A 16,934-nucleotide genomic window follows, 5' to 3' on the forward strand; every position below is an offset into this window, starting at 1 on the left:
CGTCATCATCGATCCGGAGAAGAGGCATGCGCGTGCTCCTCAGCTGAACGGGTGCGCGGGACTCGCGCCACTCCTGCATGTTTACGTAAACACGCACGGCATGGCAAGCCCGTCCCGGAGGAGGGGACGCAACGTTCCGTCGCAGCCGCACCGTTGGCGCCCGGAGACGACTTCCCGGCGGCGCCGCCGGGAAGTCGCCGGCCCTGAGGGTACGACTGTCACCGCCCTGCCCCCGACGCTGCGGTGCACCGCTGCCTCGACCGCGGCCGCATCAGGCCGCGGTCGGCTTTCGATCGACGCGCACCACACCCGCGCGGCACTCGTCCTGGCCGCCGCCATCGTCTGGAGCAGCCGCAGAAGGTGACCGCGCGTGCGGCTCTCAGTCGGCGGGCCGACCGGCCCGCAGGGACTTCCGCCCGTCAGCGGAAGCAGCACCCCACACGTGACCAGCGGTCCGCCGCTCCATGGTGGGCCCGCGCGGTCGAACGCCGCCCGCGGAATCGGCTCCGGTGACACGCTTCCCCGCGACACCCCGAAGAAGGCCGGATCTCGTCGCCCGGCACCGTTGCCGGGGGCGGGAGAACAGCGATAGCTTGGAGCACCGGAATGTGGTCTAGACCACTCTGGGAGATCTCATGCAGAATCACAGGGCCGTCGTCGGAGCACACGTGGCCCTTGCCGTCGCCCTCGCCCTGGGCGTCCTCGCCCCCGGTTCCACGGTGGCCCGGGCCGCGCCTCCGCCCATCGCCGCGACCGGCGTCTCGCCCATCCCGCTGCCGCCGATCACGCCGGTCCCCCGGTCCGGCGCCGGCACCCCGGACATCGCCGCCGTCACGGGTCGGGTCCTCGTCGTCGCCGACGACCGCACGGACGCCGCCGCCCGCGACCGCCTCGTGACCGAACTCAAGGCCCACGGCGCCGACCGCGTGGACATCGTGGTTCCCGACGCCGTCCCCTCGGCGCCCCGGAACCTGTTCACCGTCCTCCTCGGTCCGGCTGACCGTCCTGACATCGCCGCGGCCCTGACCGGGACCGCGGTACCCGACCGGGCCGAGGGCTACGCGCTGAGCGTGCGCGGCAGCAGACGGCACGGGCAGGTCACCCTCGGTGGGCACGACGCGGCAGGACAGTTCTACGCCGTGCAGACGATGCGCCGGCTCTTCCGGTTCGAGGACGGCGGCGACCACCCGAACTGGCGGGTGGTGGGCGCCGAGATCAGCGACTTCCCCGCCATGGCGCTGCGCGGCACGGTCGAAGGGTTCTACGGCCTCCCGTGGACACACGCCGAACGCCTCGATCAGATGGATTTCCACGGCGACGTGAAGGCCAACACCTACGTGTACGCGCCCAAGGACGACCCCTACCACCGCGGCAGGTGGCGCGATCCCTACCCGGCGGCCAAGCTCGCGGACCTCGGCGAGCTGGTGCGGCGCGCGGCGGCGAACCATGTCCGGTTCACCTTCGCCGTCTCGCCCGGCGAATCGATCTGCTACTCCGACCCGGAGGACCGCAAGGCACTCAAGGCCAAACTCGCGGCCCTCCACGACCTGGGCACCCGGGCCTTCTCCATCCCGCTCGACGACATCAGTGACACCCGGTGGAACTGCGAGGGCGACAGGGCCGCGTACGGAGCGCCGGGACGCGCCTCGGCCGCCCGGGCACAGGCAGACCTGCTCAACGACGTGCAGTACGACTTCGTCGCCACGCACTCGGGAACCGAGCCGCTTCAGACGGTGCCCACGGAGTACGGCGACCTGATCGACACCGCCTACAAGCAGACGCTGCGCTCCACACTGGACCCGGCGGTCGTGGTGATGTGGACGGGCACTGACGTCGTACCACCGAAGATCACCGCGGAGGACGCGGATCGCGCGTCCGCCCTGTTCGGACGCAAGGTCTTCGTCTGGGACAACTATCCGGTCAACGACTTCGCCAACACGAGCGGGCGTCTGTTGCTCGCTCCCTACGACAAGCGGGAACCCGGCCTGTCGCGGCACCTGTCCGGCATCGTGGCGAACCCGATGAACCAGCCGTACGCCTCCAAGGTCGCCGTCTTCGGGGTGGCCGATTTCACCTGGAACGACACGGCGTACGACGCCGCGGGGAACCATCGTCGCGCCATGGAATACCTGGCGGGCGGCCATCTCCCGTCAACGGAGGCCCTGCTCGTCGTCGGCGACCTCCAGCACCTGGCGCCGACGTTCGGGGGGACGCCCTGGCAGCCTCAAGCGCCCGAACTCACCCGGCGGGTGGCGCGGTTCTGGAGGGACTGGGACGAGGGTGACCGCGCCGCGGCCGTCCGGGACCTGCGCACGTACGCGGAGGCGATCCGGCAGGCACCGACCACCGTGCGCGGCGGCCGGGTCGAGCCGGGGTTCACGCGCGACGCGGCGCCCTGGCTCGATGCCACCGCGCTGTGGGGCGAGGCCATGGTTCGGACGCTCGACGCGCTCGACGCACGCCGTACCGGCGACAGTGGCACGGCGGACCGGCTGCTGGCCGAGTCGCGGGCCCTGCGGGAGCGCGCCAAGGCCGTACGCGTCGTGCCCGCGCGCAACACGTGGGGCAGCGTGCAGCCCAGGGTGGGCGACGGCGTCCTGGACGTCTTCCTCGTACGAGCGGACGATGTCGTGGGGTCAACGGACAGCGAGAACGCCCAGGAGCCGGGCCACTTCGGCGGCCCCCGCGTCTCGGGCGGGGCCCCGGTAGGTGCGTCGACGTATGGCGCGAGTATCACCTCGGGGACAACCTCCGGGTGACGCTGCCGGTCGCCGGCGGGATCCACCCTGCTCGTCCTGCTGGTCGCCATCCCCGCCGCGTACTACACCGCGCGCATGAGGTTGCGGAGCCGCAGAGCCTTCCTCCTGCTGGTGCTCGTCACGCCGATGTTCCAGCCCACGTCGCTGTCGGCATCAACAGTTTCATCGGCAACTACACCGTTCCGGTGACACTACGCGGGCGGCGCCGTGTACCACCGTCCGAAGGAGTCAACCATGCGCTGGTTGCGCCGACGAGGCCGATGTCTCGCCACAGTCGTCCTCACTCTCCCGCTGTCGGCCACGATCTCCGAGGCGGCGACCGCTCCGCCCCCGGCCGCCCCCTCGGCCCTCGTGCCACAGCCCGTGTCCCACCTGCCGATGGCGGGCAAGGGATTCACCCTCACCCCCCGGACGCGTGTCGCCGTCCTGTCGAAGAAACCCGCCGTACTGGCGGTCGGCACGTACCTGGCCAAGGTCCTCGCCCCGGCAACCGGCCGGACCCTGCCGGTCGTCACGGTCTCGCGGCCGCAGAAGCAGGCCGTCGTCCTGGACCCCAACGGCCCCGAGAAGCTCGGCGCCGAGGGCTACACGCTGTCGTCCGACAAGGACGGAGTCGTGGTGAGGGCCCACGGAGCGGAGGGATTGTTCCGCGGTGTGCAGACGCTGCGCCAACTCCTCCCGGCCGCAGTCGAGTCTCCCAACGGAGTGCCCGGTCCCTGGACCGTCTCCCCGGTGCGGATCTCCGACTCGCCCCGGTACGCGTACCGAGGCGTGATGCTGGACGTCGCCCGCCGCTTCTACCCCGTGGCCCAGGTCAAGCGCTACATCGACCAGGCCGCGGCGTACAAGATCAATACTCTGCATCTGCACCTGACCGACGACCAGGGCTGGCGCATCGCGATCGACGCGATTCCGGAACTGACCGAGGTGGGTGCCAGTACGCAGAGCGGCTTCACGCACGGCAGCGGTTGGTACTACTCGGCGGCGGACTACAAGGAGATCGTCGCCTTCGCGCGGTCCCGCTTCATGACCGTGGTACCGGAGATCGACGGGCCCGGCCACACCCGGGCCGCGCTGGCCTCGGTGCCCGGGCTCAACTGTGACGACAAGGCGAAGCCTCCCTACTCCGGATTCGAGGTCGGCATCAGCCTCTACTGCCTGGAGGACGAGCGGCACACGGCCCGCACGACCCGCTTTCTGCGCACCGTCATCGAGCCCGTGGCCAAGCTGACGCCCGGTCCCTACATCCACCTCGGTGGTGACGAGACCCCGCAGGCGACCCCGTCCCAATACGCCGCGTACGTCGAGGCGGCCACCTCGGCGACCACCTCACGGAAGAAGATCGTGATGGGCTGGCACCAGCTCGGTCAGGCCGCGATCCCCGCAGGCAGCCTGATGCAGTACTGGGGTGAGGACGGTGACCGGGAGAGCATCGGCACGGCCGACGAGACCGCGACCATCGGCTTCGTCCGCAGCGGGGTGGCGCAGGGCGCCAGGTTCGTCATGTCGCCCTCCGACCACGCCTACCTGGACATGAAGTACGACGAGTCCACCCCCTACGGGCTGAGCTGGTCCGGCTACGTGCCGGTGCGGCGGTCCTACGAGTGGGACCCGGCGAAGGCCACCGCCAAGCCGGACGGCACCGGCTCGATCGTCCCCGCCGGGCAGATCGCCGGCGTCGAGGCCGCGCTGTGGGCGGATCGCGCCTACGAGGGCAGCGACGCACTGCCGACCCCCACCACCCGCTGGCCCGAACCCCACGTTTACGCCGAGTACATGAGTTTCCCCCGCTTGCCCGCCATCGCCGAGGTCGGTTGGACTCCGCAGTCCGCCCGCGACTGGAAGGACTTCCGCAGGCGCCTGGCCCAGCAGGGACCGCGGTGGACCGCGGCCGGTATCGGCTATCATCCCGCGCCCGGCATTCCCTGGCCCGGTGTCACGAAGGCCGTGGAGGGTGCGCACACCATCACCTCCGCTCGAAGCGGCCTCGTGCTCACCGCCGCCTCGGCCACCAAGGGCGCCAAGGCAAGCCGGCCATGTCTGGCACGGTCCAAGCCGCTTCTCAGCGGGCGGCCATGAGAAACCCGTATCCGCCTCGACACCGGAGCCGTCCGCAGCGCCGTGGGGACGGCCTACGACGAGTTCCGGTACGCCCGGGTGCGCACCTACCTGCCGGTCCTCCCCGAACGCAGGGCCGGCGACCTTCTCGGCAGGGGTTCCCACCACAGTCCTCGATCGACGCGCCGGGCCGGACGGGCCGCGCCGCCGCTCGCCGATGACGCGGCCGTCAGCGGTCCGCGCGGTGACGGCCGCTTCGGCTCGCCGGCATGCGTACCCGGGCCCGCCCGTCCCCGGCGACACCGTCCAGGACCGCGGTCGATGTCGTCCACCTTCCGGCGGCGCCGTAAGCCTCAGCTCGGGTCCGCGAGCGGCACCCTCTCGTCGAGCACCAGGCTGTGTCCCAGGGCATCAGTCGGCAGGGCCTCCACCTCTTCGAGCCAGTCACTGAACCGCTTGTACAGCGGACCGCACCAGGCCCTGTTGGGAGAGGTGTCCGTCATGGCGACGTACAGGTGGGACCCGAACGAGTTGTCCCAGAGCTTGTCCAGGATCCTCACCAGGTTGTCTCCGGACACCTCGATCCGCTGTATGCCGTTGTCGAACTTCGTGATGCGGCCCGCGGACAGCTTGGGGTCCTTGCTGAAGGGCTTGTCCCTCGGGCCCGGTGCGCCACGCCCGGCCCGATCCTGCACCGTGCTCGTGGTCCACGTGGGCGCCCAGTTGCCAAAGGACGTGTGAGCAAGGAACGTCCAGGTGTTCTCGTGGCAGACCAGCGACACGTAGGACACCGCGGCAGCCCTCTTCATGACGTCCAGGTGCCAGCGCGTCAAGAACGCGTCCGTCTCCTTGCGGCGCTCCGCTTCCGCCCTCTGCTCCGCTTGTCTTTGCAGCAGAAGCCGGTTCTCCGCTGCTTCCCTCTTGCGCCTCTCCTGGCGGTCCTCCTCCCGCCAGCGCCTCTCCTGCTCCCACTTCTGGGCAGCGATCTCCCGCTTCTGCTCCTGGTTCGCCGTCCACTGGTCAAGCAGCGTCCTGAACATCCGTTCCCTTCCACTGCGAGCCGCCGCTCGGGCCGCCTCCGGCCTGACCGCGCCGGACGGTGATCGTGGTCCAGGCGCCGACGTGGACCCGGTCGCCGTCACCGAGGGGGATCGGGACGTACGGCTGGATCGGTTCCTCACCGCCGTTGATGGTGGTGCCGTTCGTGGAGTTCTGGTCCACCACCGCCCAGCTCCCGTCGGGCTGCTGGACGAGCACCGCGTGCTGGTGGGAGACGCCCGGGTCCTCGGGGGGCACCGAGAGGTCGATGTCCGGGGACTCGCCCGAGGAGCCGCGCCGCCGGCCGATGGTGATCTGACCCCCGGAGAGCGCGAGGTGCTGCTCGGGGGAGTACGCGGGCAGGTTCAACCCGGCCGCCTCGGGGCCGCTGCGCCGCATCATCGCCATGAAGTACGAGCGGTCGGGGGCGACCGTCGCGCTCCAGGGTCCGCCGCCGGGGGCCGGGGCCTGACCCTGGGCCCCGTAGTCCTGCTGTTGCTGGTGATACTGCGGGACCTGCTGGTACTCCATCGGGTACTGCGGCTGCTGGTACTGCTGGGGCAGAGGCTGCCGGTACTCCTGCTGCTCCGGAAGAGGTGGGTACTGGTAGTACGGCTGCTGGTACTCCTGCTGAAAGGACTGCTGGTAGTGAGGCTCCTGGAACTGCTGGTAGTGCGGATGCTGTTCGTGCGAGCGGGACGGCAGCATCCAGTCGTCCTCTTGCCGGAGCGGCTCGGCCGGCGGGCTGACATGTGAAGTCGACCCATGCGTCAGGAAGTTGAACCGGCATTGCTCGCAGAAGGGGGCCATGGCCTCGCGAGGGGTCCGGCACTGCGGGCACAGCTCCGCCCGCGCGGTCGGCTCACCGGCCGTGGGAGGGTAGCCGTAGGAAGGCGCCGCGGGGGCGCTTGTCGCGGCAGCCATGCGGTGGCCGCAGACCTCGCACCAGTCGCCGGAGGCGGACTGGTGCCCATACGGGCAGGTCGGCATGGCTGGCGCTTCCCCCTTCTCCCTGCCTCATCGCTGCAGGTCTCTTATGTGGTCTTCTTCGCTCGGAGGTCTTCTTCACTCGGACGGTCCGCCTCGAACACGCTTCAAGGGTCATCTCGTCGGCGCGGCAGCAACACTCCCGAGAGAGCCCTCGGGGCACGGCTTGCCTGGCTCAAGAGCCTCGGCCGAGCATCCGGTGAGGTCCACGCCACCTCCGAAGGCGCGGCCCTATCCCTCCAGGGCCCGACGGGTCGCCGGCCCGTAGGTTCCCCGACCGTCGTCATCGACGCCCCTGTCGACCTGGAACTCCGCCACCGCCTGCTTGACCCCCGCGTCGAACCGGCCGTTGATCTTGCCCTTGTACAGGCCCTGCGCGGACAGCAGTCTCTGCAGCTTCTTCACCTCTGGCCCGGAGTCCCCGTACCGCAAGGTGGGCGCCTGTGGGGGCGGCGGCGGCTTGGGTCTGGGGGAACGGCTCGCGCTCGGCGACGGGCTCGGCGAAGCAGAGGGGGACGGCGAGCGGGACGGGTCGGGAGAGGTGGACGGTGACGCCGAGCGGGAGGCCCTCGGGGACGGGGAACGCGAAGGGGAGAGCGAAGTGCCGGGCGGTCTCGCGGAGGGTGTCGGGGAGGACCCGGGCAGGACCGCGCTCGTCGTGAGAGCCGATGGCCTGGCATCCGGCAGCATGACGTCGTCGCCGGAGGATGCCGGTGTCCACAAGGTCACGGCCGTCCCACCCACCGCGATCACCACGGTGGCGACGAGCAGCAGCGGAGCCGGCCGCCGGGAAGCCCGGATGGTGCGCTCCTCGGATCCGCGGGCCGCCCTCCTCGTACCGGGGATCGGCTCACCCGTCCCCGGGGCGGGCACCCGGCGGGCCGGCCGGCGGAGGACCAAGTCGGCGGCGCGCGGGTCGGGTTCCTGCCGCGCCGGGTGCGCCGGCGGTACGGGGACCCCGTACGCCGGGGTGTCCCAGTGCGGCGCCGCCACCGCGCCCGATTCCGGTGGCGCGTTCGTAGGGACCTCCGGCTCGCCGGGGTCGGGCAACGTCACGTACGGACGGATGCGCATGGGGTCGAAACCCGCGGTCGGGTCACAGCCGCAGCCGCAGTCGGCGCCGAGAGTCCCACAACCCGGGCAGCGTTCATCACTCACTGAAGTCTCTCCCTGGCCCTTGTCGGTGATCGTGGAGACCGTCGAACGGGCTCACCCACGTGCCGCCGACACGAGGACAGCGGCCTCTCCCACGCACCGTCACGACGTCGGCCCGCCAGACTCGAAGCCGGTCGCGAACGGGCGGGATGCAGGCGCCTTCGCTACAGCAGTGCCGATCGACACGAAGCCACTCACCACCCGCTCGGCCGAGACAACACCCTTCAAACGGCGACGGCGGTAGGGGTGGGACATGAATCATCCTCGTGGTTGCGGAGACACATCGCCTCGGATCTCGACGGCAGTGCGAGGAGAGCGGACACGGGCGCGAAGGGCAGGCATGAACATGACCGCTGATGGGGCGACCAGCGGTCCAGAATACCCGCGAACTCGACCACAATCCAACAGGTCCCAACACATACCATCAAGCGGTCGGCCGTCAGGGCGGACGCAACCCGGCCGCGGCACCCGCCGGAGCCGGGACGGCGCACGGCCGGTCCTCGGCGACTGCCAAGCCGACTGGTGCAGGGACCCTCTGTGATGAACGCACTACGGCGTTGGCGCGCGAGGTGGTCGACGACAAGCCCCTGCCGTTCAACCAGATCGCCGGCGGCACATCTCCCCGCCTCTCCCTCAGCGAGCTCACCGACCTCGGTGTCGACGTCGCGATCCACAGCGCCCCCTGCCTGTTCGCCGCCCCTCGGGCGATGGACACCGCCCTCGCCGAACTCGCCTCACAGACGGACGCCTGCCCGCCAACCAGGACGGCCAGGAGATCGGGGCCGTCGTTCTCGCCGAGCCGCTGCCCACGCGCGGCAGGGGTGGCCGGTGCACCGGCCACCCCCACCCGTTCATCGTGCTTCAGCGGACGCCGTCGGGTCCGGCCCCCGCCCCCGCGTCTCAGAAGAGGAGCGCCCAGGAGTCGATCCTCCCGGTGTCGCCGTCCGCGAGGTCCGTGACCCTGAGCTTCCACACCCCGTCGGCCACCACGGCGGAGGCGTCCACCCGGTACGTCTGGACGATGTCGTCGTCGCTGCCGCCGGTGTGGGTGCGCAGGTTGTAGACGGCGCCGTTCGGGGCGACGAGATCGACCCGCAGGTCACCGATCCACGTGTGCCGGATCTCAACCGGTACGCGCAGCGCGGCCGGCGCGTTGCCGGCGATCCCGCTGACGGTGATCGGCGACTCGACGGTGGCGTGGTCCGTGATCGGGTGGTCGTCCGTGTTCTCGAAGCGGGTTCCCGGGTCAGGCGGTGTGGTGCCGACACCGACGTACAGGAGCAGGTTCGGGGAGCCGGGTCCGGAGCCGGTCACCACGTCCCGGGTGGCGGCGGCCGCGAGGCCCGCGGCGACCTCCGCCGGACTGCTCTGCGGATGCTGCGAGAGGTGGAGGGCGGCGGCGCCCGCGACGTGCGGGGCGGCCATCGAGGTACCCGAGATCTCCTTGGAGGCCTGGTCGTCGTTATTCCACGCGGAGACGATGGAAACGCCCGGCGCGAAGAGATCCAGGCTGCTGCCGTGGTTGGAGTACGCGGCCTTGACGTCACCGCTGTTGGTGGCGCCGACGGTGAGGGCTTCGGCGACGCGCGCCGGAGACCTGGTGCCCGCGTCCGTGTACTCGTTGCCCGCCGCGACGGCGTAGGTGACTCCGGAGGCTATGGAGTTGCGCACGGCGGTGTCGAGCGCGGAGTTGGCGCGACCCCCGAGGGACATGTTGGCCACGGCCGGCTTGACGGCATTCGCCGTCACCCAGTCGATGCCGGCGACGACCTGTGCGACCGTACCGGATCCCGAGTCGTCGAGTACGCGGACGCCGACGACCTTGGCCTTCTTGGCCACACCATAGGTGGAGCCCGCGACCGTGCCCGCGACATGCGTGCCGTGGCCGTTGCCGTCCTGGGCGGTGTTGTCGTTGTCGATGGCGTCGAAGCCGTCGGACGCGCGGCCTGCGAAGTCACTGTGGCTGATCCGCACACCGGTGTCGATGATGTACGCCGTCACGCCCTCACCGGCCTGGTCCGGGGGGCTGTAGCTCTGATCCAGTGGCAATGTCCGCTGGTCGACGCGGTCCAGGCCCCACGACGGAGGGTCGGGCTGGGTGGTGGCGACGCCGTCGAGGGTGACGACGCTGTTCTGCACCACGGACCTCACCGCCGGATCGGCTGCCAACTTCCGCGCCTGGGCCTCGGAGAGCCGGGCGGAGTAGCCGTTGAGGGCCGAGGAGTAGGTCCGGTCGATCCTCGCTCCGTACCGCTTGGCCACGGCCTTGCCGGCGGCGGTCGTGGAGCGGGCTGCGGAGTCCTTCAGGGTGACGATGTAGCTGCCGGGTAACGTGCCGGCGACTCCCGCGTTCTCGATGACGCCTTGCGCCTGGGCGCTGCTCGTGGCCGCCGAGGCGGGGAGTGCGAGGGCCGTGCCGAGTGCGAGGGCCACGACGGATGTCGTGGCCAAGCCGACCGCGTGTCGACGGGTGTGACGCATCACTGACATAGAGGGGTCCTCCTCCTGGGTGGTGCACACCGGGGCATGGCACAGTGCTTGAGGTCGCTCGTACGGACGGCCCGCTCTGGCCATGCCCATGACAAGCTGTCGAACCACGACACTGTCGCCGTTAACAGGCTCCCATGTTTACGCGAACATCATGTTGCGCCGAAGTAAAAGCTCCCTCACCGCCCCCTCATGGTGCCGCCGCTTCGGTGATGGCACTCCACTGAGGACGGCAAAGGAGGGCGGCGCGCGCCACCGCGCGCGGGCCGCCCTCCACACTGCCGACTCCGGTGCTACTTCCCGACGCTGAAACCCTGTTCAGCACCGTACTTGGCACTCGCCTTCCGCCATGCGTCCAACCCCTGGGCGAGGGGCGTCGACGAGACGTACGCCTTGCCGACGGTGTCGTTGAAGATGGAGTTCGCGTACACCTGGTAGGGCAGGTACGCCCAGCCCGTGCCGACGTTCCGGGCCGCGTCCGCCAGAACCTGGTTCGCCTGCTGGCCCCCGAAGTAGGGGAAGGCGGTCTCCAGGAAGGCCTTGGATTCCAGGTCCGCCCGGGTGGCGGGGAAGGCGCCTTCGGAGACCCGAGCCGTGGCGCCGGCCCCGGTGGTCGCGTACTCGATGAAGGCGTAGGCCAGTGCCTTGTTCTTGGACGCCTTGGGCACGGCGAGGGAGCTGCCGCCGTTCTCGGCACCCGCCTTGGCGCCCCGCGTCCACTGCGGAAGGGGTGCCACGCGCCAGTCCCCCGAGGCGGCGGGAGCACCCGAGGCGAAGTTGGCGGGCATCCAGGCGCCTGTGGACAGCGTCGCGATACTGCCGTCGGACAGGCCCTTGTACCACTCGTCGCTCCAGGAGGTGACCGGTGCGAGGAGTTTCTCGTCGAGCAGCTTCTGCCAGGTGCCCGCGTACCGCGTGGTGCCGGGGTCGCCGAAGTCGATGCCGACCTTTGTGCCCTCCACCTTGTAGGGGCGCCCGCCCGCCTGCCAGATCAGGCTGGTCGTGGCGCCGGCGTCCCCGGTGTCGTTCGTGATGTGGAGCTTCGGATCCGCCTTGTGCAGGGCGCGCGCCGCGTCGACGTACTCGTCCCACGTGGTGGGGACGGCGACGCCGTGCCGGTCGAAGACCTTCTTGTTGTAGAACAGCGCCATGGGCCCCGAGTCCATGGGGAGGGCGTAGATCCCCTTGTCGTGGCGCACCGCGCTCCAGGGGCCGGTGGTGAAGGTCTGGTCGTGGGAGGACGCGCCGTAGGGGGCGAGGTCCTCCAGGGCCTTGCCGATGGCGAACTGGCCGACGGCGTAGTACTCGACCTGGGCCACGTCGGGGGCTCCCGAGCCTGCGGCGACGGCGTTCTGCAGCGCCGTGTACTGCTTGTCGCCGGTGCCCGCGTTGACGAGCTCGACGTCCACCTTCGGATACTTCTTCTCGAAGTCGGCAGCCACCTTCTTCAGCGTGGGCTCCCACGCCCAGACCGTCACCTTCCCTCCCGCCTCGAGCGCGGACGCCCCGTCCTTGGCGGCGCTCCCGTCCGCCGGATCCGAGGACCCGCAGGCGGTGGAACCGAGGGCCAGGGCGCACGTCACGGCGACGGCGGCGACGATCCGGCGGCGGCTGTTCGTTCTCATCGGTGGTGCTCCTGATTCGGTGTGCGGAAGAGGAGGTCGGTACGAAGGGCCATGGGGTTCGGTACGAAGGGCCGTGCCGGGCGCGTCACTCCTTGACGCTGCCCGCGGCCAGGCCCGACTGCCAGTGGCGCTGGAGCAGGAGGAAGACCACGACGATCGGCACGACGGTGAGCAGGGATCCGGTGATGATGAGGTCGAAGACGGGCTCGCCGCCCGCGGTCCGGGCCTGGGCGCTCCACGCGTTGAGACCCAGGGTCAGCGGATACCAGTCCGGATCCTTGATCATGATCAGCGGCAGGAAGTAGTTGTTCCAGGTCGCGACCATGGAGAAGAGCAGCACCGTCACGGTGCCCGGCCTCAGCAGAGGCAGGGCGATCGTGAAGAAGATGCGCAGTTCGCCGGCGCCGTCGATGCGGGCCGCTTCGAGCAGTTCGGAAGGCACCGCCTCGGCGGCGAACACCCACATCAGATACAGCCCGAACGGCGAGACGAGGGACGGGATGATCACCGCCCAGGGGGTGTTGGCCAGCCCCATGCCGCTGAACATCAGGAACGTGGGCACGGCCAGTGCCGTGCCGGGGACGGCGACGGCTCCGATGACCACCGCGAACACGGCGCGCCGGCCGGGGAACTCGTATACGGCCAGGGCGTATCCGCCGAGGACGGCGAGCAGGGTCGCGCCGCCCGCGCCGGCGGCGACGTACAGCAGGGTGTTCAGCGTCCAGCGGACGAAGGCGCCGTCGTCGTAGGTCAGTGTGCGGGTGATGTTGTCCCAGAGTCGGAAGTCCTTGCCGAGCCACAGGCCGAAGGAGTCGAAGAGGTCCTGCTGGTTCTTCGTCGCGTTGATGACCAGCCACACGAGGGGAAGGAGGGTGTAGACGAGGACCAGCCCGGTCACCAGGGTCAGCGGCACGCTCGGTCTGGGGTGGAGCGGCGTGTGGGGACGCTTGGGGCGACGGGACCGTGCCTTCGGGGGCCGGGCCACCGGGGTCCGCCCGGGCGCGACGGCCGTGTCCCGTACCGGGCGGGGGCGGACGGGGCGTTCCACCGTGTCCGACGGGGCGTCGGCGGGATTCGTGATCATGTACTCAGCCCTTCCGCATGCCGCGGAGCTGGACCGCGTAGGCGATGATCGCGGTGAGAACACCCATCACGATGGCGACGGTCGCCGCGTAGTTGTGCTGTTGTCCGGAGAAGGCCAGCGAGTAGGTGTAGAGGTTCGGGGTGTAGCTGGTCGTGATCGCGTTGGGAGCGAGGTTCTGCATGATGCTGGGCTCGTTGAACAGTTGAAAGCTGCCGATGATCGAGAAGATCGTCGCGATGACCAGCGCGCCGCGGATGGCGGGCAACTTGATCGCGGTGACGACGCGCCACTCTCCGGCGCCGTCGATCGCGGCCGCTTCGTAGAGGGAACGCGGGACCACCTTCAGCGCGGAGTAGAAGATCAAGGTGTTGTAGCCGACGAACTCCCACGTCACGACGTTGCCTATGGAGGCGAGTATCAGTGAGGGGGAGAGCGGATCCGGGAGGGAGAGGCCCAACGCCTCGTTGAGGTTGCCCACCAGGCCGAATCTGGGTCCGTAGATGAATCCCCACATCAGACCGGCGACCACGGCCGGGACCGCGTAGGGGAGGAAGATCGCCACACGAAAGAACGCCTTGCCGTACAACCGGCCGCTGTCGATGGCGAGTGCGACCAGCAACGCGATCCCCAACATGATCGGCACCTGGACGAGCAGGAACAACCCCACCCGGGCGGATCCCTCCCAGAACCGCGGATCGGTCAGCGCCTGGAGGTAGTTGTCCGCGCCGACGAACTCGGTGCCGCCGATGAGCCGGTCGCGCATCAGACTGAGCTGGAAGGCGTAACCGATGGGGGCCAGGAAAACGAGCACGAACACCGCGGCGAACGGGCCGGCGAACCCCCAGCCGACGAGGGCGTTCCCCCGTGCGCGCGCACGGGGCCGAGAACGGGATGGGGAGACTGCTTGTGCCGCTGACGGCAGGAGCGTCATGGTGGGTCCTTGCGTCGGTGACCGACAGGTCCGCAATCGGAGGGAAGAGACGGCCTCCGGGCCGGAATCGGCCGCATGGGGCAGGACCTGATGAGAAATGTTTACGTAATCATCGGTAGCGAGATGGTGACACTTCCCGCCGAGGAGCGTCAAGCATCGCGCGGCCGGTGGCTGAAATCGTCGAGTACGGAACGGACTTCCCTCCGTAACCCATGAGTGACGATCCACGCACCAACGCTTGACAGGCCCCGGTGCGGCTCCCCACACTCGCATCCAGCCATCCACTGTTTACGCAAACATAGCGAGAGTGGCACATCGGCTTCACACACCCCCCGCTGTCGGCTCACCGGCTCGCGGGACCCAGCGCGCACTGCGATCCCCTCCCCCACCCGCCGGTCAGCGAGAGGTACCCATGCGACCCACGCGACGCCCATCCCCATACCTGGCTGCCCTGTTCGCCCTCGTGGCAGCCCTGATCGCGAGCTTCCTCGGCGGCCTCGGCACCGCCGTGGCCTCACCGGCCCCCGTCACCGTCACCAACGCGACGCAGTTCACCGACCCCGCCGGCAACCCCGTCCACGCCCACGGCGGAGGGATCGTCAAGGTGGACGAGTACTACTACTGGTTCGGCGAGAACCGCAATGCCGACAACAGCTTCCGGTACGTGTCCGCGTACCGCTCCACCGACCTCAGGACGTGGGAGTTCCGCCGCCACGTCCTGACCCGGGCGTCGGATCCGGAGCTGGCCACGGCCAACATCGAGCGCCCCAAGGTCATGTACAACCGCACCACCGGACAGTTCGTCATGTGGATGCACAAGGAGGGCAGCGCCACCGACTACAGCGAGGCCCGGGCCGCGGTGGCCGTCTCCTCCACGGTCGACGGCGACTACTCCTGGCGCGGGAGCTTCCGACCGCTGGGGCACATGTCCCGGGACATCACCACCTTCGTCGACACCGACGGCACCGGTTACATGATCTCCGCCGCCAACGAGAACGCGGACCTCCACGTCTACCGGCTCAGCGCGGACTACACCGCGGTCGAGACCCGGGTGCAGAAGTTGTGGGCCGGCCAGTGGCGCGAGGCTCCGGCGTTGTTCAAGCGGGACGGCTCGTACTTCCTGGTGACGTCCGGCGCCACCGGTTGGTCCCCCAACCAGCAGAAGTACGGCACGGCGGACAGCATCACCGGCACTTGGAGCGGGCTGCGGGACCTGGGCGACAGCAGGACGTACGGTTCCCAGACGGCTTACGTGCTGCCCGTCGAGGGCGTGTCCGGTGCCACCGGATACCTGTACATGGGCGACCGCTGGGGCAACTCGACGGGCGGCACGGTCAACGATTCCCAGTACATCTGGCTTCCGCTGAGGTTCCCGACCAGGACCACCCTGGCCATGGACTACTACCCGCAGATCATCATCGCGGCGGAGGCCGGCACCGTCAGGGGCACCGGCGACTGGGACACCTTGTCCGCCGCGCACAGCGGCAAGTGCGCCGACGCCGCCGACTGGTCCGTGGCGGAAGGAGCCGCCCTGGTGCAGTGGAGCTGCACGGCCGGAAGCGTCAACCAGGAGGTGTGGTTCCAGGGCGCGGGAGCCGGCACGGTACGGATCGTGCTGCGGCACAGCGGCAAGTGCCTCGCGGTCCGGGACGCGTCCGCCGAGGACGGCGCGGCCGTCGTACAGACCACGTGCGGTGACGCGCCCGGCCAGAGGTGGAAGGCGGCTCAGGCCGGCCCGAACGGGATGCGGCTCGTCGCCCAGCACAGCGGCAAGTGCCTCGATGTCACCAACCAGGCCCGGACGGACGGCGCGCCGCTCATCCAGTGGACGTGCAACGGCGGCGACAACCAGCGGTGGCGCCGCGCGGACGTCTGACCTCCCCGCCCCGGCCCCGCCACCACGCGTGCGGCCGTGTCCCGCCCCCGGCGCGGGACACGGCCGTACGCGCCCGTCGGGGCCGTCAATCCTCGACGGGGCCGAGGTCGGGCGTCTCGCGGAAGGCCACGGTTCGGGCGTGGTCGGGAGCGTGTAGTTCGAGTACGACGACCTCGTTGGTTCCCGTGCGCAGGACCGGGCCGGGGACATACAGCGACCGCTGGGGGCCACGGGACCAGTAGCGGCCGAGGGCGAAGCCGTTGACCCACGCCACGCCCTTGGTCCAACCGTCGAGGTGGAGGAAGGTGTCGGCCGTCCGGTCCGCCTCGAAGGTGCCGCGGTGGAAGGCCGGGCCGGTCGGGGCGACCGACCCGGTACCGAACGGTAGGTCTTCCAGCGTGGTGAGCGGCAGGGGCCTGCTGGTCCACCCGACGAGGGGGAACCCGTTCAGCAGCACTCGGCCGAGCAGACCCTTGCGGTCGTGGATGCCCGGTCCGTAGTTCACCCGGCCCTGGTTCTCCACGAGGATGGTCAGGACACTGCCCGGGCGCGGCACCAAGAAGGTGAGGGAGTGCTCGTGGGACTCCCGCTCCAGTACCCCCACCGGCTGACCGTCGAGGAAGACCTGGGCCCGGTCACGCACCTGCTCCAGTAGGAGCAGCGCGGGACCGGCGTGCGGCAGGTTCGTTTCGTACAGCACGAAGCCGTAGCCCTGTCCGAGTTCTTCCATCGTCAGGGGCCGGTTCGACGCGACCGCGTCCCCGAGGACGGGCGCTCCCTCCAGCAGACCGATGCTCTCGGTCAGCGCCACCTCCTCCCGAGTGAACTTGGCCGCGCGCGCGGGCAGGGGCTCCGTCGGGACGGGGGCGTACTTGGCGATGACCTCTCGGAAGGCGTTGAACTTCTCCGTCGGGTCACCCGCCTCGTCGAGGGG

10 protein-coding genes and 4 pseudogenes are annotated in these 16,934 nt (G+C 70.0%); 6 read left to right on the forward strand and 8 right to left on the reverse strand.

Translation table 11 applies throughout. The features are described 5' to 3' along the window. The first annotated feature begins 635 nt into the window (after window positions 1-635). The 4 genes and pseudogenes from ACIRO3_RS36510 to ACIRO3_RS36525 all read left to right on the forward strand — a co-directional run. Complete coding sequence (locus ACIRO3_RS36510) at window positions 636-2,759, forward strand: beta-N-acetylglucosaminidase domain-containing protein (RefSeq protein WP_404144031.1); 2,124 nt, start codon at window positions 636-638, stop codon at window positions 2,757-2,759. After that, window positions 2,714-2,906, forward strand: a pseudogene (locus ACIRO3_RS36515) (carbohydrate ABC transporter permease); the annotation flags it as partial. The gene ACIRO3_RS36510 and the pseudogene ACIRO3_RS36515, both read left to right, overlap by 46 nt. An 87-nt stretch (window positions 2,907-2,993) precedes the next feature. Further along, a complete protein-coding gene (locus ACIRO3_RS36520) occupies window positions 2,994-4,838 on the forward strand; it encodes a beta-N-acetylhexosaminidase (protein ID WP_404144033.1) in 1,845 nt (614 codons plus the stop codon). Between the two features lie 9 nt (window positions 4,839-4,847). Further along, a pseudogene (locus ACIRO3_RS36525) lies at window positions 4,848-4,952 on the forward strand (three-helix bundle dimerization domain-containing protein); the annotation flags it as partial. A 218-nt stretch (window positions 4,953-5,170) separates the two neighbouring features. Here the strand turns inward: ACIRO3_RS36525 and ACIRO3_RS36530 are convergent. The 3 genes from ACIRO3_RS36530 to ACIRO3_RS36540 all read right to left on the reverse strand — a co-directional run bounded on the left by ACIRO3_RS36530 (window position 5,171) and on the right by ACIRO3_RS36540 (window position 7,247). Continuing rightward, window positions 5,171-5,857 carry a hypothetical protein gene (locus tag ACIRO3_RS36530; protein ID WP_404144035.1) on the reverse strand — a complete coding sequence of 229 codons (687 nt, stop codon included), beginning with the start codon at window positions 5,855-5,857 and terminating at the stop codon, window positions 5,171-5,173. After that, the gene (locus ACIRO3_RS36535) at window positions 5,838-6,563 is read right to left on the reverse strand and encodes an FHA domain-containing protein (RefSeq protein WP_404144037.1); all 726 of its coding nucleotides are present in this window, start codon (window positions 6,561-6,563) and stop codon (window positions 5,838-5,840) included. The genes ACIRO3_RS36530 and ACIRO3_RS36535 overlap by 20 nt, the downstream gene beginning before the upstream one ends. A gap of 510 nt (window positions 6,564-7,073) precedes the next feature. After that, window positions 7,074-7,247, reverse strand: coding sequence for a peptidoglycan-binding protein (locus tag ACIRO3_RS36540; RefSeq protein ID WP_404144039.1), 174 nt, complete (start codon window positions 7,245-7,247; stop codon window positions 7,074-7,076). 1,313 nt (window positions 7,248-8,560) lie between these two features. Between ACIRO3_RS36540 and ACIRO3_RS36545 the strand changes: the two are divergent. Then, window positions 8,561-8,778 (forward strand): annotated as a pseudogene (locus tag ACIRO3_RS36545) (carboxyvinyl-carboxyphosphonate phosphorylmutase); the annotation flags it as partial. A gap of 119 nt (window positions 8,779-8,897) precedes the next feature. Here ACIRO3_RS36545 and ACIRO3_RS36550 read toward each other — a convergent pair. From ACIRO3_RS36550 to ACIRO3_RS36565, 4 genes are all read right to left on the reverse strand, one after another. Continuing rightward, window positions 8,898-10,487, reverse strand: a complete 1,590-nt coding sequence (locus tag ACIRO3_RS36550; RefSeq protein ID WP_404144041.1) for a S8 family peptidase — start codon at window positions 10,485-10,487, stop codon at window positions 8,898-8,900. 290 nt (window positions 10,488-10,777) lie between these two features. Next, window positions 10,778-12,109 (reverse strand): ABC transporter substrate-binding protein, encoded by a 1,332-nt coding sequence (locus tag ACIRO3_RS36555; RefSeq protein WP_404144042.1) that lies wholly within the window; start codon window positions 12,107-12,109, stop codon window positions 10,778-10,780. Between the two features lie 85 nt (window positions 12,110-12,194). Further along, window positions 12,195-13,193, reverse strand: coding sequence for a carbohydrate ABC transporter permease (locus ACIRO3_RS36560; RefSeq protein WP_404144044.1), 999 nt, complete (start codon window positions 13,191-13,193; stop codon window positions 12,195-12,197). 4 nt (window positions 13,194-13,197) lie between these two features. Then, on the reverse strand, window positions 13,198-14,124 hold the full coding sequence (locus ACIRO3_RS36565) for a carbohydrate ABC transporter permease (protein WP_404144046.1): 927 nt from the start codon (window positions 14,122-14,124) through the stop codon (window positions 13,198-13,200). Window positions 14,125-14,536: 412 nt separating this feature from the next. On the opposite strand from ACIRO3_RS36565, the gene ACIRO3_RS36570 reads away from it, so the two are divergent. Beyond that, window positions 14,537-16,000: an RICIN domain-containing protein gene (locus ACIRO3_RS36570; RefSeq protein WP_404144047.1), complete on the forward strand. Its 1,464-nt coding sequence runs from the start codon at window positions 14,537-14,539 to the stop codon at window positions 15,998-16,000. An 85-nt stretch (window positions 16,001-16,085) separates the two neighbouring features. Here the strand turns inward: ACIRO3_RS36570 and ACIRO3_RS36575 are convergent. Further along, window positions 16,086-16,934, reverse strand: a pseudogene (locus ACIRO3_RS36575) (beta-galactosidase); the annotation flags it as partial.

The organism is Streptomyces sp. NPDC102278 (assembly GCF_044766345.1).
Classification (GTDB): domain Bacteria; phylum Actinomycetota; class Actinomycetes; order Streptomycetales; family Streptomycetaceae; genus Streptomyces.